Below are 22,275 nucleotides of genomic sequence, written 5' to 3' on the forward strand. Positions count from 1 at the left end.
ATAAATTGCCTGCCGTGTCAATGGGTGCTAAGCGAGCCTGGATGAAAAAGGTAACGAACGACATGGGGAAGACGACAGCCGAACGAGGCCGCGGTCGCCCCAAAATCTACAGTGATGCGCAGCGCCGCAAGACGATTATCGATGAAGCGCGCCGCGCATTCATCGAGGAAGGCTTCCGCGCCACGACAATTGCCAAGGTGGCGGCGCGGTGCAGGATTTCGAAGCAGACGATTTACGAATCATTCGATAGCAAAACTGAACTGTTCAAAGCCGTCGTGGGAGACCATAGACGGATGATGCTGGATTTGCCGCGTCCCGAAAATGAGGATGATGATCCAGATGTTATCCTTGAGCGCATCTTCCTGATCGATGTTGACGAGGAGACTGAGAAGGAAAGGAATAGCTTCCTTGCCTTTGCATTTGAGGAGGCAAGGGATGTCCCCGAACTCGCCGAATTTATCCGAAGGGAGGGTGCCGACCCGTCAAGAAGCGATTTGGCTGATTGGCTTGAAGGTCAGGTGGCGAGGGGGCGTTTGAAGATCGACAACACTTCAAGCGCGGCACGAATGCTGATGGATATGTTGTTAGGGCCGACAGGACCTGGACGACATGACTGGTCGGCACGAGAAGACCGCCGGCGACACCTGCGTTGGTGCATCGACTTTTTCCTCGCCGGAACAGCAGTGAGATAATCGCTCTGCGTGCGGCAAGCCCCTAGTTGCAACTGGCCGGGTGGGCCTTTTCAGCATAGGGGCATCGGTTCAATCTTCCCAAGAGCTTTAAGAAATGTTGCTTCTGCCCGATGATGTACGAAGCGGATTGATCATTTCGATACCATAAAAGTCCTTCTCATTGTCGGTTACGACAACGCAACCGTTTGCCTGGGCGGTGGACGCTATAATCATATCAAGGCCGTTGCGCGGGCGTCCGGTTGCTCTTCCCTCCGCCATCAAGTGCGCCCATATGAGCGCCGCTTTTTCGTCAAAGGGTAAGACACGGTTGGAAAAAAGGCGCTGTGGGCCGTCTTCACCGACAAACCAACTCTCCAGAGAAGTCAGCCGCTTGCCAGCAGGTTCTCCAGGATCCCCTTTGGATCTCAGCAACAGTCAGAGAAGCGATAAAAAGATCTTCATCGGTCCGATCGGCAATCCATGTCATCAGCGTCGCGGATGGCTCTTTCTTGGTTACGTTACTCAGGATATTTGTCGAGAAGATAGCCCATTAAAGCTCGATCTCACGCCCTTCTTCATGATGACGGGTGAACTCAATGTCAGCCCCAACCAGGGGCGAGCGGCGAAGCGCTGCGAGAATTCCCCCCTTTTTGGCTGGCTTACCATTGATGGTATCACTGACCGCCGCGCGTATTCTGGCTGACTCAGGGCTGTTTTCCGCTAAGCGGCGTGCTAGCAGCCTGATAAGCTCACGATCGGCATCGCGACCAAGTACCTCGAAACGAGCTAGCCCGCGTTCACTCAATCGGGCTCTGTAGTTTTGAATTGCGCGGGTCTGGGAGCCAGACATTTTCGCCTCCTTGCCATTCCGGGTAATATAGTCAGGAATAGTCCGTCCTAAAAGGCCGGCACCTCGTCTGGCAAGTTGCGGCAGATGCCCCGCTCGACGGTTCAATGCCGTTCAATGTCATTCAGACCGTCTATTAGCAAACGAATTCGCGGCCGGCAGACATGCAAGGGCCTCCTTTTTTACCCACGCTGCAAATACCGAGACCGAACAAGAAGAACTTGTCTAAGCACATCAATTTCTTCGTTTAAGCGGGTGGTTTCCGCGGGCATGCTCCACCGTGCCTCATGGGGATTGTGTAATGACAAAAGCACTTGTCACGGAGGCGACGCGGGCCGCCGGACGCCCGATCGCCACGATGCTTGCAGAAGAGAGTTGGGACGTGCACGCGCCGTGCCGTGACCGCATCGCGCTGGACAAGATGCGCGGTGAAAACAAAATCGTGCCGCTGGCTATGGATCTGACGGATCGCGCGTATGTCCGCGCCGTCGCGGCAGGGCTGGCTATCGACTCCGGTTTTCAACCCCTCATCATCGAGCGACAGGAAGATGGATATGGAACGTAATGGAGGGCAGTTGCTCGTCGAGTGCCTCTTGGCGCTGGGGGCGACGAAGAGCTTCGGCGTGCCGGGGGAAAGCTATCTTGCGGTGCTCGATGCGCTGCATGATAAAGGCGGACGCCTCGATTATGTCCTGTGCCGCAATGAAGGTGGTGCGGCGTTCATGGCCGCGGCCTATGGGAAGCTTACCCGCCAGCCGGGCATCTGCTTCGTGACCCGTGGTCCCGGCGCCGCCAATGCCTCGATCGGCGTGCACACAGCCATGCAGGATTCTGCACCGATGATCCTCTTCGTCGGACAGGTTGGAACCGACATGAAGGGTCGCGAGGCTTTCCAGGAAGTCGATTACAAGGCCGTTTTCGGTACCATGGCCAAGTGGGCCGTCGAAATCGATCAGGTCGAACGCGTCCCCGAAATCCTCTCTCGCGCCTGGACGCTCGCGATTTCGGGCCGTCCCGGCCCCGTCGTGATCGCGCTGCCGGAAGACATGCTGACCGCGCTTACAGGGGCCGCGCCCCTGTCAGGCCCTGTCGAGATCGCTGAGCCCGCGCCGTCGGCTCCTGCCATGCAGCGGCTGCGCGGGATGCTGGAAGGCGCAGAGCGTCCCGTCATTCTCTATGGCGGCTGCAACTGGGCCGATGGTGCAATGGACGCGGTCCGGAATTTTGCCGAGGCGTCCGACATTCCGGTGGTGTCCGTCTTCCGTTATCAGGACCAGTACGACAATGCCTCGCCGACCTTCTGCGGCGAAGCCGGTGTGGGCATGGTCGCCTCCGTCAAGGAATTGTTGCGCGAAGCCGACGTCATCCTCGCGGTCAACAACCGCTTCGGCGAGAACTCGACAGACGGCTACACGCTGTTCGATGTTCCGCAGCCACGCCAGCAGATCATCCATGTCCATGGTTCGGATCTGGAGATCGGCAAGGTCTACAGGCCCGCGTTCGGTATTCACGCCGGCCCGAACGCCTTCGCGGAAGCTCTGAGCGCGCTTGAGCCCGTCAAGGGCGGATGGGCGCAATGGCGGGCCAAGGGGCGTGCCGCGTACGAGAAGAGCTTCGACCTTCCGGATCTGCCCTCGCCGGTAGACATGGGCAAGGTGACCGCGCTCCTGAACGAAATTCTGCCTGACGACGTTATCCTGACCAACGGCGCGGGAAACTTCACCGTCTGGCCCAACAAGTTCTTCAGGTTCGGGCCGAAAGCGCGGCTCCTGGCTCCGCAGTCGGGCGCGATGGGCTATGGCGTTCCGGCTGCCATCGCCGCCAAGGTCGCCCGTCCCGACCGCACCGTCGTCTGCTTTGCCGGCGACGGCGATTTCCAGATGAACTGCCAGGAACTGGCGACGGCCCTTCAGCATGGGGCGCAGCCGATCATCCTTCTTCTCAACAATGGCATCTACGGCACCATCCGCGCCCATCAGGAGCGGCATTACCCGGAGCGCGTCTCCGGCACGACGATGGTCAATCCGGATTTCGTGGCGCTTGCGAAGTCCTACGGTTTCCACGCCGAGCGTATAGGGGCGACTTCGGACTTCGCGGCCGCCTTCGAAAGGGCGCGGGCGTCCAAGACCGGCGCGCTTCTCGACCTCGACATTTCACCCGAAGCGTTGACCCCGCGCCAGACGCTGAGCCAAATGCGCGAGGCCGCTCTTTCTGCAAAGGAAACCGCATGACACAGCGTCACGACATCCGCCTCGGCGCCGATATCGGCGGTACCTTTACCGATATCGCACTCGATGTGCGCGGCAAGCTCTTCTCGACAAAGGTGCTGACCGATTATTCGGCGCCGGAACAAGCGATTCTGGACGGCATCGAAATCGTCATCCTGGATGCGGGCATTTCGGCTGACGATATCGACATCGTCATCCACGGCACGACGCTTGCCACCAATGCACTCATCGAGCGCCGCGGCGCGAGGACGGCCCTCGTCACCACCGAAGGGTTCCGTGACGTCATCGAGATGCGCACGGAAAACCGGTTCGAACAATACGACCTCAGCCTCGTGCTGCCAAAGCCGCTGATCCCGCGTGAGGATCGCTTTCCGATCAAGGGACGCATCGACGCGCAGGGCAAGGAGCTGCAAGCGCTTGACGAAGCCGCACTGGAAGCTCTTGCGGACGTTATCGCCGAGGGTGACTTCGGGTCCGTTGCCATCGGCTTCATCCATTCGTACATGAACCCGGCGCATGAGCAACGCGCTCGCGAAATCCTGTCCCGGAAGCTGTCGATCCCGATCTCGATCTCGTCGGAGGTCTCGCCGCAAATGCGCGAGTTCGAGCGGTTCAATACGGTCTGTGCCAATGCCTATGTCCGCCCGCAGATGGCCGACTATTTGTCGCGGTTGCAGGTGCGGCTGAGGGAGATGGGAGCGGAGTGCCCGGTCTTCATGATCCATTCGGGCGGCGGGCTGATCTCGGTCGAGACGGCGTCCGAGTTTCCGGTTCGGCTCGTGGAATCCGGCCCTGCGGGCGGCGCGATCTTTGCTGCCGACATTGCTCGCCGCTTCAGCCTGAACCGTGTCGTTTCCTATGACATGGGCGGCACGACGGCGAAAATTTGCCTTATCGAGGATTACCAGCCGCACACGGCGCGCACTTTCGAAGTCGCCCGCACCTACCGTTTCTGCAAGGGTTCGGGCATGCCGATCTCCATTCCTGTCATCGAGATGATCGAGATCGGTGCGGGCGGCGGCTCCATTGCCTGGGTCGATGCCATGGGCCGCATCCAGGCCGGCCCAGAATCGGCGGCCTCCGAACCTGGCCCGGCCTGCTACCAGCGCGGCGGCGATCGGCCCGCGATCACCGACGCAGATCTCGTGCTCGGCAAGCTCGATCCGGATAACTTTGCCGGCGGCAAGATCAAGTTATCGGTCGACAACGCCAGTGCCGCGATCGCACGCGACGTCGGTGCCCGCCTGAAGCTCGCCACCGAAGCGGCCGCCTTCGGCATCGTCGAGGTGGTGGACGAGAACATGGCCAATGCGGCGCGTGTGCACGCCGTCGAGAACGGCAAGAATATTTCCGAGAACATCATGATTGCCTTCGGCGGGGCGGCACCCCTACATGCCGCTCGCCTTTGCGAAAAACTCGGCGTGGACCAGTGCCTCATCCCGAAAGGGGCGGGCGTCGGCTCGGCAATCGGCTTCCTGAAGGCGCCGTTCGGCTATGAAGCGCTTTCATCCAACATCATGCGCCTTTCGAAGTTTGACGCAGGCGCTGTCAACGCCATGCTCGGCGGGTTGAAAGAGACCGCCGAAGGCTTTGTACGTGCCGGTACGCAGGGAAAGATCGTGCGCGAGGTCACAGCCTTCATGCGCTATGCCGGCCAGGGCTGGGAAATCCCCGTGGCGCTGCCCGACCGTGCCTTCACGGCGGCGGACGCGGGCATGATCGAGGCGGCCTTCAAAGACCGCTACGCCCAGTTCTTCGGCCGTGCGGTGGAAGGCCCGGAGATCGAGTTCGTCACCTGGTCCGTCAAGGCGCAGGACGTGCGTCCCGAGGGCGAGCGATTCACGCTTGAAACGGAGGGGAGCGCGGTTTGCGCATCCACCACGAGAGCCGTCTTCGATCCGGCCTCCGGCGAGACCCTGGAAACCGCCATCGTGCCGCGCGAGACGCTGTCACCAGGTGCGCGCGTGGCCGGCCCTGCGGTCATCGTCGAGCGGGAGACCTCGACCGTCGTCACGTCGCCGTTCGATGCCGTCATCCAGATCGACGGCACCATTCTTCTCGTGCGCAAGGGGCACTGAACATGAGCGATATCAATGAAATCCGCATGCAGGTCATGTGGAACCGCCTGATCTCGGTCGTTGAAGAACAGGCATTGACGCTGCTGCGCACGGCGTTCTCCACCTCCGTCCGCGAGGCGGGCGATCTCTCGGCGGGCGTCTACAACGCCAAGGGCGAGATGCTTGCCCAGGCCGTCACCGGCACGCCGGGCCACGTCAATACAATGGCGGAAGCCGTGCTGCACTTCATCGCCGAAATCCCGCGCGAGGATATGTATCCGGGCGATACCTATGTCACCAACGATCCGTGGAAGGGCACCGGCCACCTGCACGACATCACCATGGTCTCGCCATCGTTCAAGGGGGAGGAACTGATTGGCTTCTTCGCCTGCACGGCGCATGTCGTCGATGTCGGCGGGCGCGGCTTCGGGGCGGATGGCAAGTCGGTCTATGAGGAAGGCATTCAGATTCCGATCATGAAGTTCGCCGAGCGTGGCGTGGTGAACAAGGACCTGCTGAAGATCCTGCGCCTCAACGTGCGCGAGCCGAACCAGGTGATCGGCGACTTCTATTCGCTCGCCGCCTGCAACGACGTCGGCCACAAGCGGCTGATCGAGATGCTGGGTGAGGTCGGTTACCACAACCTCGACACGTTGGGCGACTTCATCCTGTCGCGCACGCACCGGGCGACGATGGAACGCATCGCCGGCCTGCCGAAGGGAGCCTGGACGAACGACATGCTAACGGACGGCTACGACGTGCCGATCAGGCTCGCCGCGGAGGTCTCGATCACCGACAGCGGGATCAATGTCGATTTCTCCGGCACGGATGGCGTGAGCCGCTGGGGCATCAACGTGCCGCTGATCTACACCAAGGCCTACGCCTGCTACGCGCTGAAATGCGTGGTGGCACCTGACATTCCCAATAATTCCGCCTCACTTGCCGTCTTCAACGTCTCTTCGCCGGTCAATATCCTCAATGCCGAGCGGCCGGCCCCGGTTTCGGTGCGCCATGTCATAGGCCACATGGTCCCGGACCTCGTTCTCGGTGCGCTGGCCAAGGCGCTGCCCGGCCAGATCCTTGCCGAAGGCGCGGCCGCCCTGTGGAACATCCATATATCGGCCCGCCCGGTTGCCGGCGCTGCCGGCCGCCGTGCCGAGGTGCTGATGTTCAACTCGGGCGGCATGGGCGCACGTCCCGGCATCGATGGCCTGTCCTCGACAGCATTTCCGTCCGGCGTCCATACCATGCCGATCGAGGCGACCGAACATACCGGCCCAATCGTCGTCTGGCGCAAGGAACTGCGTCCGGATTCCGGCGGGGCGGGCAAATATCGCGGTGGTCTTGGCCAGATCATCGAAATCGCGCCGGCGGAAGGCCACGAATTCGACTTTTCGGCAATGTTCGACCGCATCGCGACGCCAGCGCGCGGGCGGGACGGCGGTGAAGACGGGGCGCCTGGCTCTGCGAAGCTCGATGACGGCACGAAACTGCGGCCGAAAGGCTGGCAGCATGTATCCGCCGGCCGCCGGCTGATGTTGGAACTGCCGGGTGGCGGCGGCTTCGGAAACCCGTTAGAGCGCACCGCCGAAGCCAGAGCCGAAGACCTGTCCAAAGGCTATGTGACGGAGAAGAAATGATGAGCCATATCGCCAGCAGGCTTTCCGCCGTCAAACCCTCAGCTTCCATGGCCGTTTCGCAGGCCGCCAAGGACCTTGCGGCGACGGGGGTCGACGTGATCGACCTCGGTCTCGGCGAGCCGGATTTCCCGGCTCCCGCCCACATCACCGAAGCCGCCTTCGCGGCGGCGCGCAAGGAGCGCATGCTCTACACCGCCTCGCTCGGCACACCAGACCTGCGTAAGGCCATCGTCGCCAAGTTTCGCAATGAAAACGGCCTCGACTACGCCATAGACGAAATCGCCGTCGCCAATGGCGCCAAGCAGATCATCTTTAACGCGCTGATGGCCACTGTGGAGGAGGGCGACGAAGCGATCCTGCCGGCGCCCTATTTCGTCTCCTATCCTGAGATGATCAAACTTTTCGGCGGCGTTCCGGTCACGCCGGCCTGCCCGGCGGAGAACGGTTTTCGCCTGACGCCCCAGGTTCTGGAAGCGGCGCTGACGAAAAAGACCCGCTGGCTGTTCCTCAACATGCCGGGCAACCCGTCGGGCGCGGTCTATACCGAGGCCCAGTTGAAAGCACTTGGTGCGGTTCTCGCAAACTATCCCGATGTCATGATCCTGTCGGATGAGATCTACGAGCACATCATTTTCGACGGGCGCAAGTTCGTTTCCTTCGGCGCGGCCTGCCCGAAACTTCGCGATCGCTCGCTGATCGTCAACGGCATGTCCAAGGCCTATGCCATGACCGGCTGGCGCGTCGGCTATGCCGCCGGCCCAAACGATCTGATCAAGGCGATGGCGACGATCCAGAGCCAATCCTGCACCTCCGTTTCCGCCCCGGCGCAGATCGCGGCCAGGGCGGCGCTCGAGGGACCGCAGGATTGCGTTGCCGAATTCCGTGCCGCGTTCGAACGGCGCCGCGATCTCGTGGTCGAAGGCATCGCCAAGATCGATGCGCTGAGCCTCGACCCGCCGGAAGGCGCCTTTTACGCCTATATCGGCTGCACGGCGCTGATCGGCGCGAAAACCCCGTCGGGCCAGACGCTCGAAGACGACGTCGCGTTTGCGAAATATCTCCTCGACGAGGGGCATGTGGCAGCGGTTCCGGGCACCGCCTACGGCCTGTCCCCCTTCTTTCGCATTTCCACGGCAACCTCCGAGGCGGTTCTGGAGGAGGCGGTGAAGCGTATTGCGGCGGTCGTCGCCAAACTCGAATTCTGATTGGAACCAAGAATGTCCAAATCCTACAAGACCATTCTCATCACGGGGGCCGCCGGCCGCTTGGGTACGGAGCTGCGACGGGGCCTTTCGCCGCTCGCCGACACGCTGCGGCTGGCGGATATCGACGAGATCAAGGATCTGCAGCCGAACGAAGAGGCGATGACCTTCAATCTCGCCGACGAGGCCGCTGTCATGAAGGCGGTCGAAGGTGTCGATGCCATCGTGCATTTCGGCGGGGTTCCATTGGAGCGTCCCTGGGAGGATATCCTCGACGCCAATATCCGCGGCAGCTATCATATCTACGAGGCTGCCCGGAAGCACGGCGTCAGGCGCGTCGTCTATGCGTCCTCCGTTCATGCGATCGGCTATCATCCGCTCGAAGCCCACATCGATACGGACGCGCCGGTACGTCCCGACAGCCTCTACGGCGTTTCCAAATGCTTCGTCGAGGCGCTGAGCCGCTTCTACTGGGACAAGTTCGGGCTGGAGAGCGTTTGCTTGCGCATCTTCTCCTCGTTCCCGGAGCCGGCAGACCGTCGCATGCTCTGGTCGTGGCTCTCGTTTGAGGACTGCATCCGCCTGGTGACGGCGAGCCTGACGGCGCCGCGCGTCGGCCACACCATCAGCTTTGGCCTCTCCGACAATGCCGTCAAGCCGGTCGACAATGGCAAAGCCGGTCATCTCGGCTATGTACCGCAGGACAATACCGAGCGCTTCCGCGCCAGGGTCGAGGCGGAAAAGCCGCCGGTCGATCCGAAGGCTCCCTCCACTCTTTATCTCGGCGGATGGTTCGTCGATATCGGCCATCCCAACGACGAGGCCTCGAAATGAAAGACCAGTATGACGTCGTCGTTATCGGCGGCGCGGTGATCGGCTCCGCCGTCGCGTATTATCTTGCGGCCAATCCCGATTTCGATGGGTCGGTGCTCGTCGTGGAACGCGACCCAACCTATCTGAAGGCGGCAACTTCGCTGTCTTCTTCTTCGATCCGCACCCAGTTCTCCAACCCGATCAATGTGAAGATCAGCCAGTACGGCTCCGAAGTCATCCGTAATTTCGGCGAGATGATGCAGGTCGGTGACGACAGGCCGGATCTCGGTTTCCATTCCGGCGGCTACCTGTTCCTGGCCAGTACGCCCGAGCAGGTGCAGATCCTCAAGGAGAACCACGAAGCGCAGATCTCCTGTGGCGCCGATGTCGTGCTCTGGGACAGCGCCGCGTTGGTGAACGCCTTTCCGCACCTGAACGTCGCGGACATCGAGCTCGCCTCCTATGGCCGCTCCGGCGAAGGCTGGTTCAACAATACCGGGCTCATGTATGGTTTCAAGAATAAGGCCCGCTCGCTTGGCGTCGACTACGTCACGGATGAGGCCGTGGCCGTCGGCCGCGATGGCGATACTGTGACGTCGGTCACCTTGAAGTCCGGCGCGGTCGTCAAGGCCGGCACGATCGTCAATGCCTCCGGTCCGCGCGCCGCGCTAACGGCCCGCATGGCGGGACTCGATATTCCAGTCGAGCCGCGCAAGCGTACCCTGTTCGTCTTCGATTGCGCTCATACGCCGGAGGGAACGGCTGCTGTCAACCAGGGTCGGCTCCCGCTGATGATCGATCCCTCCGGCGTGTTCTGCCGGCCCGAAGGCCGATTCTTCCTGACGGGCTGCCCGCCGGTTGATGACCCGGCGGTTGACTGGGATGATTTCGAGCCGCGCTACGAGGAGTTCGAGGAGATCATCTGGCCGGCGCTGGCCGAGCGGTCGCCCCAGTTCGAAGCGATCAAGGTCGTGAACCAGTGGGCGGGGCACTATGACTTCAATACGCTTGATCACAATCTGGTTGTCGGCCGTCATCCTGTCGTGCGCAATTTCCTGTTCGCAAACGGTTTTTCCGGCCATGGGCTGCAGCAGGGACCCGCAACGGGAAGGGGCGTATCCGAGTTGATCACCTACGGTGAATACCGCACCCTGGACCTGACGGAAGTCGGCTACGAGAGGATCGTGGAGAACCGCCCCTTCCTCGAAAAAGCTGTGATATAACGGCTGCCGGCTCCACCTATGGCTATGGGCGGAGCCGGTCGTCATTGAATATCACCTGCGGAGGGTGACTTGGCTGGACAACACACGCGGCTTCCCCCTCTCAATGCGCTGCGCGCATTCTGGGCGGTCATGCGTCAGGGCACATTTCGCGGTGCGGCCGACGAGCTTCTCGTCACGCCACAGGCGATCAGCCAGCAGATCAAGCTGCTGGAAGATACCTTGCATGTGCCCTTGTTCGAGCGGAAGGCGCGGGTCATCGAACCCACAGAACATGCGATCATCCTGTCGCATTTCGTCCAGGCGGGCTTCGATGAATTCAGTGAAGGCATTCGCCGGGTTACAAACTCGACCTACCGCAATCGCATCAACATCAACGTCAGCCCGTATTTCGCCACACGCTATCTGATGGAGCGGCTGGAGCGCTTTCGCCAGCGCATGCCCGGTGCCGACATCCGTTTGACGACCATGGTCAACGTGCGCGACTTCGCCGCCGACGAGGTCGACGTTTCCATCCAGTGGGGCTTCGGCAACTGGAAGGAATACGATGTTAAACTGCTGATGCATGATCCGAAGATCATTTGCTGTTCGCCGGAACTGGCAAAACAAATCTCTTCAACCGCCGACCTTGGCCGCATGACGCTACTTCATCCGGTCATGGCCCGCGATCTCTGGCGCAAGGTGCTGGCGCATCTCGGCCTGCCGTCGATGGAGATGGCCGGCGAAATCGAATTCCAGGATGCGGCGACCATGCGCAGGGGCAGCATTTCCGGCATCGGCGTCGGGCTCGTCTCGAAGCTCGATGCGCTTGCCGATATCAAGGCCGGCACACTCGTCGCGCCGCTCGGCCTTGATATCCTTGATACGATGGATAAGAAGGACGTACCCGGCTTCTATCTCGTCGTTCCGAGGGCGCACAAGCGCGTCAAGATCATCTCCGCCTTTTGCGACTGGATTACCGCAGAGCAATGGTGAGGGATCGCTAGGAAGAGGCGCGCCTTGTCAATTGCGTCTCGCGCCAGATCGTGAAGAGGCCGGCTCCGACGACGATGATGGCCCCGACGACCATGTTGAATGTGACGATCTCACCGAACAGCCACATAGCGAGGATGACGTTGAGAACGAGCTGGAAATAGGTGACCGGCTGAACTTCGGCCGCCGGCAGCAGGCCATATGCGCGGATCAGGAAATAGTGGCTAAGAGTACCGCAGACGCAGAGCGCGGCGAGGGCTAGCCAGTCGCCGGACCTGACCTCCGTCCAGTAGAACGGACCGATCAGCGAAATCGCCACCGCCCCCGCGATACCGGCATAGAAGAGACTGGTCACGGCCGAGTCTTCGCGGCTCACCGCACGCGTGGCGATGCTGTAGAGCGCAAAGAGCACGGACGCTCCGAGGGGCAGAAGCAACGACGGGTCAAAATGGACATCCACGGGATTGATGATCACCAGAACGCCGAGAAGGCCCACCAGCACGGCGGTCCCGCGGCGCCATCCGACAGCCTCGCCGAGCAGCGGGATCGAGAGGATCGTGATGATCAGCGGCGTTGCCTGGAAGATCGATTGGCTCATCGCAAGACCGGCATGCACATAGGAATAGACGATAAGGATGATTTCGGCCACGAGCAGAAGCCCTCTGGCGATCTGCAGTCCGGGGCGGCGCGTCTGGACCGCTTGCCGGATGCCGCCCTTCGATGAGGCGGCGAAAGCAAAGACGAAAAGCGCGAAGGCCCAGAACCGGATCATGGTTATGAACAGTGCCGGATAGCGATCGCCTAGATATTTCGTGATCGCATCCTGGCCGGCAAAAATGCAGACCGCAAGGAATGCAAACAGATAACCGCGGGTTTTCGGGCTCATGACGCCTACAAAATCAAAATCGTTTGAACCCGCTCATAGCACAGGGATGGCCGGATGCGACGCGCGAGTTCAAGATAATTGTGGCGGGCGCAACAGCGCCCCCTCGGATCATCCGTCTACAGTGCCTTTTCGAGCTGAGGCAGGACTCCGAAAAGGTCACCGACGAGGTCGTAGTCTGCGACCTGGAAGATGCAGGGCCATCCTCGTCCTTATTGATGGCGACGATGACCTTGCTATTTTTCACGCCGACAAGGTGCTGGACGGAGCCGGAGATGCCGCGGGCGATGTAGCGCTGCGGTGCCACCACCTTACCCGTCTGGCCGATCTGCCAGTCGTTGGGGGCGTAAGCATCATCCACCACAGCGCGCGCCGCACCGACGGCCGCACCGAGCTTGTCGGCGACGGGTAGGATCTCCTCCTAGAACGTCTTCGACGAGCCGAGCGCACGCCCACCCGAGATGATGATCTTCGCCGAGGTCAGCTCCGGGCTCTCTGAGCCAGTTGCCGAACCGGTCAGCTTTCCCCCGGCCGAGGAGCCGTATTCGACTTCTTTCTGGGAAGCCCATCGGCGATATGAACAAACGGCAACTGTGACCCCGCATAACCGTGCATGGTCGGTGGATACTGCTCCGGATGATCCATCGCCCCAATCATGAAGAAAACCTGCTCATTTATGCGTGCATCGCGGTAAGCAATGGGCGCCCCGCAAGTTGGGCAGAAACTGCGCTGGATGGGATGCTCGCCGTAGGTCGATCCTTCGAAATCGACAAAGGTCACGTCAGCGGAAAGGAATCCGACGAACGCGGCAACGGGCGCCCCGCTGGCCCGCCGGCAATCCGAGCAATGACAATAAGCGGCGTAGAATGGCTTAGAGGTCGCTTCGAACCTAATGGCTCCGCAACGGCAACCGCCTGTATGTCGCTCCAAGATATCGCTCCCTTAACTTGTGCCGGAGTTCTCGACAATCCGGCTTGCCTACGTCGTCCTCCATGGGACCGTTCATATGCAGTCCTTTTGACCATCAGGAGAGTCTTCATGCAAGCTGGGACATGGCATATCGCCGGCTAGGGGTAGTCTGAGGTTTTAATGGATCAGTTCCGGCCTTGCGGTTCTCGAGCATGAATTGATAGCCGAGCAGGCCAGTGCCCTCGGCCATTCCAACCGGGCGGCGGACGCCGCCTTGGTGAAGCTGACCGAACGTGAGGGCCAGGGCACGGAAGCCGAGATCGAAATGCTCGTTGATGACGCGGCCGAGTGCGAGTGGGCGCTGTTCATCCAGCGGGAGGCTTGCGGGATGTCGAATGGCCGGGATGTCATCAAACAATATTACGTACCCGGTAAAATTCTTGCGCCTGGGGGCCGCCCCGCGTCTTGGTGAAGGCCCGCTCAAGTTGAGATGAGGGCGCTCCGAAAATCGTTACTAAGTAACGGTCCTCGGCCGTGCGTTATCCGAGGTGCACCGTCGTGCGGGTCTGCATCCGCGCTCTGGGTTCGAGACAATCAGGCTCTTGTGGCCTCAGATCTGCCCACCGTCTCATTCGCTATGATTCTGCAAGACATCAGGCAACAACCTGATCCAGTTCCGACAGGGCTTCTGGGGGGAGCTCTATTGTTGCCGCTGCAAGGTTCTCTCGCAGATGTACCCGTGACGACGTACCAGGAATCAGAAGAATGTTCGACGATCGCTGGAGAAGCCAGGCGAGCGCCACCTGCATCGGCGTGGCGTCGAGCCGCGCAGCAACGTTGGACAGAGTGGATGATTGCAGCGCAGAGAAGCCGCCCAGAGGGAAGAACGGCACATAGGCGATCCCTCTGGAGGCGAGCATGTCGATCAACGGATCGTCATGACGGTGCGCAAGATTGTACTGGTTCTGCACGCAAACGATGTCTGTGATTTTTCCGGCGTTCTCGATCTGCTTCGCCGTGACATTGGAAAGGCCAATATGCCTGATCAAGCCCTGTTGCTTCAAACCCTCGAGAACTTCAAGGGGCTCGTCCAGTGAGCCTTCCGCGGGGCCGTGCACGTCGAACATGGCGCGCAGGTTGACGACATCAAGCACATTGAGTCGGAGATTGCGGAGGTTGTCATGAACGGCTTCAGTCAACTGCGCGCGTGAAAATGCCGGCTTCCATGAGGCGTCCGTGCTCTGCTCGCGCCAACCTTTGTGACGATAACAAGGTCGTTGCCGTAAGGATGCAAGGCCTCTCGGATAATCTCGTTTGTGACATGGGGGCCATAGAAATCGCTGGTATCGATGTGGTTGACGCCATCCTCCACGGCTTCTCGCAGCACGGCGATTGCCTCCGCACGATCGCGCGGAGGTCCGAAAACACCCTTTCCCGCTAGCTGCATTGCGCCATAGCCCAGGCGGCGCACCGTACGGTTGCCAAGCATGAAAGTTCCTGAAGTTGCAACAGAGCTCATGGTCTATCTCCTTTGTTTTCCAGAAACTAGGCATGTGGCATATTGGGGACAAGAAGGTATAATCAGAACAGCTTGTCCGTCTAGCCGGACAAAGGTCGCGGATGCCAGGAGAACAATATGCCGGACTTGACCGATCTGAATGCATTCTTACTGGTGGCTCGATCCCAAGGTTTTCGGCAGGCCGCGCGCGAAAGCGGCATCAGCTCCTCGGCGTTGAGCGATGCGGTGAAACGGCTGGAAGACGACCTTGGGGTGCGACTGTTCAATCGCACGACCCGAAGCGTGCTGATGACGGATGCAGGACGCCTTCTACTGGAGCGCACCGCACCTGCATTTGCAGAGGTGGCATCGGCGCTGAACGAGGTCAAAAGCAGCCGCGGCCGCACTTCAGGTGAGCTTAGGCTCAATGTCCCGATGAGTGCGGCAAGGTTGGTCCTGCCTGCTATTGTGCCACCGTTTCTTACGTCCTATCCGGAAATCAGGCTGGAAATCATAACCGATGAGAATTTCGTCGACATCATCAAGAGCGGCTGCGACGCAGGCATCCGTTATGACGAAAGGCTGGAGCAGGATATGGTCGCCTTGCCGATCGGTCCACGCCAGCAGCGTTACGCGCTTGCCGCGTCGCCGGATTACCTTGAAAGAAGAGGCACACCGCAACATCCACAAGAGCTGCTTTCACATCATTGCATTCTGGGCCGGTTTTCGGGACGCGCCATTCCCTCTTGGGAATTCGAATGCGAGGGAGAAGGTGTCGTCATAAATCCAAAAGGAAATCTCGTTGTTCAGTTTGGCGGCGGCACCGACCTTGGAATCGACGCAGCCGTTGCCGGTACTGGCTTGATTTACCTCTTCGAGGACTGGCTAAGGCCCCACTTTGATCGAGGCGATCTAGTTCCGGTTATGGAGGAATGGTGGATCCGGTTTCCCGGCCCATTCCTCTATTATTCTGGACGGCGGCTCGTGCCCGCACCTCTGCGCGCGTTTATCGATTTCGTGAAGCAAACGAACAAAGCGGCAGCGAATTGTTGACCGCCTGCCAATGATTATCGGATCGCCACGTCGGCGCCCTCCTTTGGCAGTGTCGCCGGTTTTCGATACGCTGTTGAGGTGCCGCAATCGTACAGCTGTTTTCGGTCAGGTCTTCTTCCTGTGCAGCAATTGTCGGGTTTCGCCCCGCCTGCTGTCTCAATGGAACATATGAGTTGGGAAACGGTTGGTGGCCCGTCATCCAAACTAGGAGAGCACGATGGTCACCATGGTCGGAAACGAAGAAACAATCGACAAGCTCGTCACCAACCTCATCTATCTTGAACGCGACGCCATCGCCGCCTACGAATCCGTGATCGAGCGTCTCGACGATAAGCAGCTAAGCGTACAGGTCGCAGCCTTTCGTGACGACCACCTCCAGCATCTTCAGGTTCTTAACGAAATTGCGCGCGAAATCGGCACTGAAGCGCCGACCGACGGTGACATGAAGCAGATGCTGACCACGGGCAAGATCGCGCTGGCGGACCTGTTCGGGGACTCTGCAATCCTGAAGGCGATGAAGACAAACGAAGACGACACTGTCACAGCTTACGAGCGGGCTTCCCGTCACGAGGACACCATCCCGCAGTCCAAAGCCTTCTTCCTGAAGGCACTCCATGACGAGCAGCGCCATCGGGAATGGTTCGAGACAACGGCGAAAGCTCTGTGATCTTGAATTCGAGCCATCTAGTTCTCACCTATGGCTCACACCCCGATTGCTTGCACGAAACCGTCGAGCGTTCACGGCTGTCCGGGTCCGAAGGGCGCTCCCTTTGAGCAGGTCGAGCGCCCTTCGGATGTCGAGCCGGATAATAGAAACCGCCGCCAACCACGGCGTCTTTCAGGGATTTAAAGTTGAAGTCGAGCCTACCGAATTTCCTAAAATCCGCTACCGCACTGTTTATGGCGATGACTTCGATGTCTCATCCCATCAAGGCGATGGCGTCGGAACGCACTGACGTTGCCGCTGATCGCCGTGTTCAGAGAAGTGATGTTGACGTGAATGGCGCGGCGGCGGAGCCCCGGCAATCCCGACGTCTGGTAATATTCTTCCACGGCATACGAGGGCGCGGCTCCGTCATGGCTGCGATTGGGGAGTCATGGAAAGCAACGCTACGTGAGACGGAATTCGTTTCTCCGGATGCTCCATTCGCCCATCGCTCCGGCGGAAGGCAATGGTTTGCCGTCGATGACCACGTCCTGCGCCCGGACCGCATCGCTGCGGCGCGTCATGCCTTCGACGAGTTGGTGAACGAGATCATTCAGCGCGAAGGATTCCAGAATAACCTGCAGGACGTTGCGTTCGTCGGCGTCTCGCAGGGCGCGATCATGGCGCTTGATGCTGTCTCTTCGGGACGATGGAAGGTTGGCGCACTCGTGAGCTTCGCAGGCCTCATGCCGCTACGCCCAACATCATCGTCATCCGACACGCCAATCTTCCTGATACATGGTGGAGCTGACGAAACGATACTGTCGACGGCGTCGGCGGCCGCAAGCGGGCAGCTGAAAGCCGCTGGTTATGATGTCATGCTCAAAATCTATCCGGATGTCGGTCACACGATCTCGTCAGAGCAAGCGAGGGACGCCGTTGCCTACCTAAAAGGGCGGCTTGGCGGGTAACGGATTGCGGATCATCCTCTTGCGGGCAACTGTCAGGCGATCCTCTCACGAATCGACGCGACCTCACACATCCGATCATACTCCTTTCTCCGTAGGAACTTTCCGGCAGGCAACAGGTTCATCGTAAGAGGTCGCGGCGTGTCAAGCCGACGCGACGGGGATGGTGAACACGGTGGTTTTTCGGCTTTCTCATCGTGGCCAACGAATAGGCAGGCGAGCACCCCACCCATCCGCCGCGGTCTCAACAATAAGTTTAAGGAGGAACGATCATGTCGAAACGCGAGCTAATAGATACCGGAAACGATAAGCGCTATGTACGTCGCGACGAAGATGGCAAGTTCAAGGAGTCGGTGGATGTCGGTCGCTCACTTTCAGCCGATAAACGGCATAAGGCGGAGCACGACGCAAAGCCCGGCGAGGGTGACAAGGGCGATCGTAACTCCGAGTGAATATGGCCACCTACAACGTTGATGGTGTCAATGGCCGTCTGGAAGTCCTACGCTCGGCGGAGCTTTACGAACTCGAAGTGCCGGTCACGCGTGCGCGCGACTAAAAAGTCATGCCAACTGAACTGTACGTTTGCGAGGCGGAGCGATGCGAGGACGGAGCGCAGTTTCGCATCGAGGTCAGCGAAGCTTTTCGTGATCCCGTAGACCAAGGTTGGATGGATGCGGTCCGATACCTCAATACAGGCGAGCGCGCCTAAACGCTCTGAGATCCAGGAAGGCCTATGCCGGAAAAGGTGGCCTGCGAACAAACGACTTCCTTTTAAGTCGGCACTCCCGCGCCCATTTTTCAAAAGCTGGCGTCGATAAACATAGTCGCGGATGGAAACACACGAGCGACCACGCTCCAGTCTGGATAGAGATCTCAGAGAACCCAACAAACCGGAGAAAAGACAATGACTGATCAATGGAAGGCGACACTTGCAGACGGCCTGGCGCAATTGGTGGACAAGGCGGTGACCGAGGGTGCGAAACAAGAGGACGCCTATGCGACAATTGCCGAAGAGATGGATCGCTTGAAGGTGACCGATGACCGTGACCCTGATCCTGCCGACACCGTCTCGGAGCAGGTTGTCGAAGAGCCCGCAAACGATTGGCCTGCAGCCTAGATGTAGCGGTGAACATGCGGAGGGGTTTTTCAGGGCTGTCTATCAACTGTCACCCAGATGTCTGGGCTTGCGGTAACACGATTTGCCAGTGCTAATCAGCCTTACTTGATTTCAGCTTATCGGGAACGCATTCCTGAACGTATCCATCGTATTCACAACGTGGGCTGGCGAAGCACAGTTCTTTGTCCTTCCAACTCCCCTGTCGGCGTGAAAGCCTTCATTTATCCTGGAGGCGCTTTTGCGAGACTATCACCGAAGGCGAGGACCGGTAATGCTTCAGGTGTGGTTACCGATCGGGAAGTCCTAGGTTGAGATGCCGCTTACGACGCCCATTGCCTCGCGGATGATCGCCACGCCGATCTTCGACCGCACGGACGGCAAAACGCGAAGCTACGCCGGCGAAGAAATTGAAGATCTGGCCGACGCGGGTGGCTTCACAGATAGCCTCGGGCTGCGTCTTGCTCTCTTCGCGGGAAAGCAGACGGCCAAGCCCTTCCTTGCGGGCGAGAATCTTCTCGCCGGTCTTCTTCAGGATGGCATGGTGCTCGAGGATCCCGGAGCGTGACCAGGCCGGGAACACGGCCTTGGCGGCGCCTATGCGGCTTTTGTGTCTTTGCTGGTTGCGCGGGCATAGTCGCCGACCGTGCCGTCGGTCAAGTCGATGTTCGCCGAGACATTGCCCGAGACCAATTCGCCGCCAATAAGGTTAGTGCAGGCCGAGATAGGCCTTGCGGACGTCTTCATTGTCGAGCAGTGCAGCGCTTTCGCCCGAGAGATGGATGCGACCGTTGACCATGACATAGGCGCGCCTTGACAGCTTCAGCGCGTGGTTGGCGTTCTGTTCGACGAGGAAGATGGTCTTCCCCATGGCGGCGATCTCCCGCAGCACCTCGAAGACACGTTTGACGACTAGCGGTGCAAGCCCGAGCGAAGGTTCGTCGAAGAGGATCAGCTCCGGCCGTGCCATCATGGCGCGCGCGATGGCGAGCATCTGCTGCTCGCCGCCCGACATGGTGCCCGCGGTCTGGTTGCGACGTTCCTTCAGCCGCGGAAAGAGGTCGAACATCGTCGCCCGGTCTTCCTCGAAGTATGCGATGCCGATGGGCGTGGTGCCCATCATCATGTTCTCCTCGACGCTCATTTCCTGGTAGATCTGCCGGCCCTCCGGTACGAGCGCTATGCCTCTGCGCGAAATCCGATTGGTGGGAAGCCTGGAAATGTCCTCGCCCTTGTGCAGGATCTTGCCGGCGGAGGCACGCGGTGCGCCGAAGATCGACGAAAGCAGCGTCGTCTTGCCAGCGCCGTTGGCGCCGATCAGGCTGACGATCTCGCCCTTGAAGATGTGGACATCCACATTCTTCAGGGCCTCGACAGGCCCGTAATGGGCGCGAACGCCAGAAAATTCGAGCAAGGGGGCTTCGCTCATGCCTCAACCTCTTCTTCGCTGACGCCGAGATAGGCGGCGATGACGGCAGGATCATTCGCCACATGCTCCGGAGTGCCCTCGGATATTACCTCGCCGTGGTCGAGCACGACGACGTGGTCGGAAATTCGCATGACCAACCCCATGTCGTGCTCGATGACGAGCACCGTCTGACCATGCTGCTTGCACAGCCGCTGAATGACCTCGGAAAGATCATGGGTTTCCGACGGGTTGAGCCCGGCGGCCGGTTCGTCAAGGCAGATGAGGCGCGGTCCCGTGCACATGGCGCGCGCGATCTCGAGACGGCGTTGACGCCCATAGGGCAATTCGCCCGCAAGCCGGTTGGCATCATCGATAAGGTTCATCTCGCCAAGCCAGTGGTAGGCGCGGTCGACGGCCTCGCGCTCGGCCCGGCGGAAGGCCGGCGTTCGGAAGACACCGTTGACGAGGTTGTTGGACGTCACGAGATGCTGGGCGACCAGCAGGTTTTCGACGACCGACATTTCCTTGAAAAGACGGATATTCTGGAAGGTGCGGGCGATTCCGGCGCGGGTCACGAGATGCGAGCCGCCGGTGACCGGTCTGGTAATCAGCGTACCGATATCCTGCTGTCCCGCGGGCCCATCGAGCAGTATCTGGCCCTCGCTGGCGCGATAGAAGCCGGTGATGCAGTTGAACATCGTAGTTTTGCCGGCGCCGTTCGGGCCGATCAGGGCCGTGACACTGCCCAGCGCGACGGAGAAGCTGACATTGCGGTTTGCGACGATGCCGCCGAAGCGCATGGTCACGTTGCGAACATCCAGGACCGGCGCGTTCATCGTGCAACCTCCGGGCTCACGGACAGTGGCGCCGTGTCGCCCCTCGGCGCGGTGCTCGGGAAGAAGGCCGGGCGCCTGACGCGGACAAGACCACGGGGCTTCCAGATCATCATCACCACCATCAGCACGCCGAAGATCAGTACGCGGTACTCGGCAAAATCGCGCAACAATTCCGGCAGAATGGTGAGGACGAGGGCTGCAGCGATGACGCCGACCGTCGAACCCAGGCCGCCGAGCACGACGATCGCAAGGATCAGCGCGGATTCGAAGAAGGTGAAGGATGTGGGGTTCACGAACCCCTGGTGAACGGCGAAGAAGACGCCGGCCAACCCGCCCGTCGATGCGCCAAGCATGAAGGCGGTGAGTTTTGTGAAGACGTGGTTCACGCCCAGCGAGCGACAAGCGATCTCGTCCTCGCGCAGCGCTTCCCACATGCGGCCCAGCGGCATTACGCGCAGGCGCTCAACGGCGTAGATGACGAGGCAGACGACGACAAACAGGACGAGATAAATGAACGAGAACTTGTAGTCGGCGCTGTAGGCTATACCGAAATAATCATGCAGCGGCACGCCGCCTTGCTTGGCCGTACGGGTAAACTCCAGGCCGAGGACGGTCGGGGGCGGGACCGATGCGCCGTTCGGGCCACCGGTGAACTCCAGCCAATTGTTGAGAACGAGGCGGATGATCTCGCCGAAACCGAGCGTGACGATGGCGAGATAGTCGCCGTGCATCTTCAGGACCGGGAAGGCGAGGATCATGCCGCAGAGGCCGGCCAGGAAGGGGGCGATGATCAGCGCGCTCCAAAAGCCGATGCCGAGATACTGGTAGCCCAGCGCAAGCAGGTAAGCGCCGACGGCATAAAAGGCGACGAAACCCAGATCGAGCAGGCCGGCAAGCCCGACGACGATGTTGAGACCAAGGCCGAGCAGGCAATAGATCAGAGCAAGGATTGCGATCCCCAGGAAGTACTTGTCGGCGAAGAAGGGGAGTGCAAGACCGGCCGCGAAAAGCAGCGCGAGAATCAGGACTGGCGATTTTTCGTTGCCGGTCATGACGGTCACACCGCCGCCGTTGCGGGCTGCGCTGCCGGCAAGCTTGCGGCCGAAAGATGTGATTCCCACGATGGAGAGCACAACGCGCCCAACCGTAACAAGAGCGGCAAGCAGGACGGCGCGCACAAGCTCGTTGCGGAAGCCGAACCCTTCCAGCACGAGACCTGAGATCGGCGCGAAGAGTATCAACGAAACGGTGAAGGTTAGAAGCGCTTGTTTGGCGAGGGTGAGGATGCGGTTCGTTTCCATCTTCGTGTC

At 60.1% G+C, this 22,275-nt stretch carries 21 protein-coding genes and 4 pseudogenes; 15 read left to right on the top strand and 10 right to left on the bottom strand.

Annotated features, from left to right (window positions below; genetic code table 11):
* Window positions 1-41 precede the first annotated feature (41 nt).
* The gene (locus K6301_RS23810) at window positions 42-692 is read left to right on the top strand and encodes a TetR/AcrR family transcriptional regulator (protein WP_247221300.1); all 651 of its coding nucleotides are present in this window, start codon (window positions 42-44) and stop codon (window positions 690-692) included.
* Between the two features lie 87 nt (window positions 693-779).
* Here the strand turns inward: K6301_RS23810 and K6301_RS23815 are convergent.
* Window positions 780-1,215: pseudogene (locus K6301_RS23815) on the bottom strand (PIN domain-containing protein).
* A 6-nt stretch (window positions 1,216-1,221) separates the two neighbouring features.
* Window positions 1,222-1,521, bottom strand: coding sequence for a hypothetical protein (locus K6301_RS23820; protein ID WP_247221301.1), 300 nt, complete (start codon window positions 1,519-1,521; stop codon window positions 1,222-1,224).
* Window positions 1,522-1,819: 298 nt separating this feature from the next.
* Here K6301_RS23820 and K6301_RS23825 point away from each other — a divergent pair, with 298 nt between their 5' ends.
* The 8 genes from K6301_RS23825 to K6301_RS23860 all read left to right on the top strand — a co-directional run bounded on the left by K6301_RS23825 (window position 1,820) and on the right by K6301_RS23860 (window position 11,653).
* Window positions 1,820-2,083: a Rossmann-fold NAD(P)-binding domain-containing protein gene (locus K6301_RS23825; protein ID WP_247221302.1), complete on the top strand. Its 264-nt coding sequence runs from the start codon at window positions 1,820-1,822 to the stop codon at window positions 2,081-2,083.
* On the top strand, window positions 2,073-3,749 hold the full coding sequence (locus tag K6301_RS23830) for a thiamine pyrophosphate-dependent enzyme (RefSeq protein ID WP_247221303.1): 1,677 nt from the start codon (window positions 2,073-2,075) through the stop codon (window positions 3,747-3,749). The genes K6301_RS23825 and K6301_RS23830 overlap by 11 nt, the downstream gene beginning before the upstream one ends.
* Complete coding sequence (locus tag K6301_RS23835; RefSeq protein WP_247221304.1) at window positions 3,746-5,824, top strand: hydantoinase/oxoprolinase family protein; 2,079 nt, start codon at window positions 3,746-3,748, stop codon at window positions 5,822-5,824. Before K6301_RS23830 ends, K6301_RS23835 begins: the two co-directional genes overlap by 4 nt.
* Before the next feature lie 2 nt (window positions 5,825-5,826).
* Window positions 5,827-7,443, top strand: coding sequence for a hydantoinase B/oxoprolinase family protein (locus tag K6301_RS23840; protein WP_247221305.1), 1,617 nt, complete (start codon window positions 5,827-5,829; stop codon window positions 7,441-7,443).
* Window positions 7,443-8,648, top strand: a complete 1,206-nt coding sequence (locus K6301_RS23845; RefSeq protein ID WP_247221306.1) for a pyridoxal phosphate-dependent aminotransferase — start codon at window positions 7,443-7,445, stop codon at window positions 8,646-8,648. The genes K6301_RS23840 and K6301_RS23845 overlap by 1 nt, the downstream gene beginning before the upstream one ends.
* A 12-nt stretch (window positions 8,649-8,660) precedes the next feature.
* Entirely contained in the window at window positions 8,661-9,479 is an 819-nt protein-coding gene (locus K6301_RS23850; protein ID WP_247221308.1) for an NAD-dependent epimerase/dehydratase family protein, read from the top strand.
* On the top strand, window positions 9,476-10,681 hold the full coding sequence (locus tag K6301_RS23855; protein ID WP_247221309.1) for an NAD(P)/FAD-dependent oxidoreductase: 1,206 nt from the start codon (window positions 9,476-9,478) through the stop codon (window positions 10,679-10,681). Before K6301_RS23850 ends, K6301_RS23855 begins: the two co-directional genes overlap by 4 nt.
* Before the next feature lie 69 nt (window positions 10,682-10,750).
* Window positions 10,751-11,653, top strand: coding sequence for a LysR substrate-binding domain-containing protein (locus K6301_RS23860; protein WP_247221310.1), 903 nt, complete (start codon window positions 10,751-10,753; stop codon window positions 11,651-11,653).
* Window positions 11,654-11,660: 7 nt separating this feature from the next.
* Here K6301_RS23860 and K6301_RS23865 read toward each other — a convergent pair whose 3' ends face one another.
* The 3 genes and pseudogenes from K6301_RS23865 to K6301_RS23875 all read right to left on the bottom strand — a co-directional run bounded on the left by K6301_RS23865 (window position 11,661) and on the right by K6301_RS23875 (window position 13,463).
* The gene (locus tag K6301_RS23865) at window positions 11,661-12,536 is read right to left on the bottom strand and encodes a DMT family transporter (protein ID WP_247221311.1); all 876 of its coding nucleotides are present in this window, start codon (window positions 12,534-12,536) and stop codon (window positions 11,661-11,663) included.
* Between the two features lie 116 nt (window positions 12,537-12,652).
* Window positions 12,653-13,038 (bottom strand): annotated as a pseudogene (locus K6301_RS23870) (FAD-binding protein); the annotation flags it as partial.
* Between the two features lie 11 nt (window positions 13,039-13,049).
* On the bottom strand, window positions 13,050-13,463 hold the full coding sequence (locus tag K6301_RS23875; protein WP_247221312.1) for a GFA family protein: 414 nt from the start codon (window positions 13,461-13,463) through the stop codon (window positions 13,050-13,052).
* A gap of 163 nt (window positions 13,464-13,626) precedes the next feature.
* On the opposite strand from K6301_RS23875, the gene K6301_RS23880 reads away from it, so the two are divergent.
* Window positions 13,627-13,914, top strand: a complete 288-nt coding sequence (locus K6301_RS23880; RefSeq protein ID WP_343298967.1) for a DUF6665 family protein — start codon at window positions 13,627-13,629, stop codon at window positions 13,912-13,914.
* 181 nt (window positions 13,915-14,095) lie between these two features.
* Here K6301_RS23880 and K6301_RS23885 read toward each other — a convergent pair.
* Window positions 14,096-14,961 (bottom strand): annotated as a pseudogene (locus tag K6301_RS23885) (aldo/keto reductase family oxidoreductase).
* Between the two features lie 117 nt (window positions 14,962-15,078).
* On the opposite strand from K6301_RS23885, the gene K6301_RS23890 reads away from it, so the two are divergent.
* The 5 genes from K6301_RS23890 to K6301_RS23910 all read left to right on the top strand — a co-directional run bounded on the left by K6301_RS23890 (window position 15,079) and on the right by K6301_RS23910 (window position 18,724).
* Window positions 15,079-15,993 carry a LysR family transcriptional regulator gene (locus tag K6301_RS23890; RefSeq protein ID WP_247221314.1) on the top strand — a complete coding sequence of 305 codons (915 nt, stop codon included), beginning with the start codon at window positions 15,079-15,081 and terminating at the stop codon, window positions 15,991-15,993.
* Between the two features lie 217 nt (window positions 15,994-16,210).
* On the top strand, window positions 16,211-16,660 hold the full coding sequence (locus K6301_RS23895; protein ID WP_247221316.1) for a DUF2383 domain-containing protein: 450 nt from the start codon (window positions 16,211-16,213) through the stop codon (window positions 16,658-16,660).
* Between the two features lie 185 nt (window positions 16,661-16,845).
* On the top strand, window positions 16,846-17,610 hold the full coding sequence (locus K6301_RS23900; RefSeq protein ID WP_247221318.1) for an alpha/beta hydrolase: 765 nt from the start codon (window positions 16,846-16,848) through the stop codon (window positions 17,608-17,610).
* A gap of 269 nt (window positions 17,611-17,879) precedes the next feature.
* Complete coding sequence (locus K6301_RS23905; RefSeq protein WP_247221320.1) at window positions 17,880-18,059, top strand: hypothetical protein; 180 nt, start codon at window positions 17,880-17,882, stop codon at window positions 18,057-18,059.
* A gap of 452 nt (window positions 18,060-18,511) precedes the next feature.
* Window positions 18,512-18,724 carry a hypothetical protein gene (locus tag K6301_RS23910; RefSeq protein ID WP_247221321.1) on the top strand — a complete coding sequence of 71 codons (213 nt, stop codon included), beginning with the start codon at window positions 18,512-18,514 and terminating at the stop codon, window positions 18,722-18,724.
* Window positions 18,725-19,033: 309 nt separating this feature from the next.
* Here the strand turns inward: K6301_RS23910 and K6301_RS25135 are convergent.
* From K6301_RS25135 to livM, 4 genes and pseudogenes are all read right to left on the bottom strand, one after another.
* Window positions 19,034-19,468, bottom strand: a pseudogene (locus K6301_RS25135) (aldehyde dehydrogenase family protein); the annotation flags it as partial.
* Window positions 19,431-20,150 (bottom strand): ABC transporter ATP-binding protein, encoded by a 720-nt coding sequence (locus K6301_RS23920; protein ID WP_247221323.1) that lies wholly within the window; start codon window positions 20,148-20,150, stop codon window positions 19,431-19,433. The gene K6301_RS23920 and the pseudogene K6301_RS25135, both read right to left, overlap by 38 nt.
* Window positions 20,147-20,965, bottom strand: coding sequence for an ABC transporter ATP-binding protein (locus tag K6301_RS23925; RefSeq protein ID WP_247221324.1), 819 nt, complete (start codon window positions 20,963-20,965; stop codon window positions 20,147-20,149). Before K6301_RS23925 ends, K6301_RS23920 begins: the two co-directional genes overlap by 4 nt.
* Window positions 20,962-22,266, bottom strand: a complete 1,305-nt coding sequence (gene livM / locus K6301_RS23930; protein ID WP_247221325.1) for a high-affinity branched-chain amino acid ABC transporter permease LivM — start codon at window positions 22,264-22,266, stop codon at window positions 20,962-20,964. The genes K6301_RS23925 and livM overlap by 4 nt, the downstream gene beginning before the upstream one ends.
* Window positions 22,267-22,275: the final 9 nt, after the last annotated feature.

The organism is Shinella oryzae (assembly GCF_023038235.1).
Taxonomy (GTDB): Bacteria; Pseudomonadota; Alphaproteobacteria; order Rhizobiales; family Rhizobiaceae; genus Shinella; species Shinella sumterensis.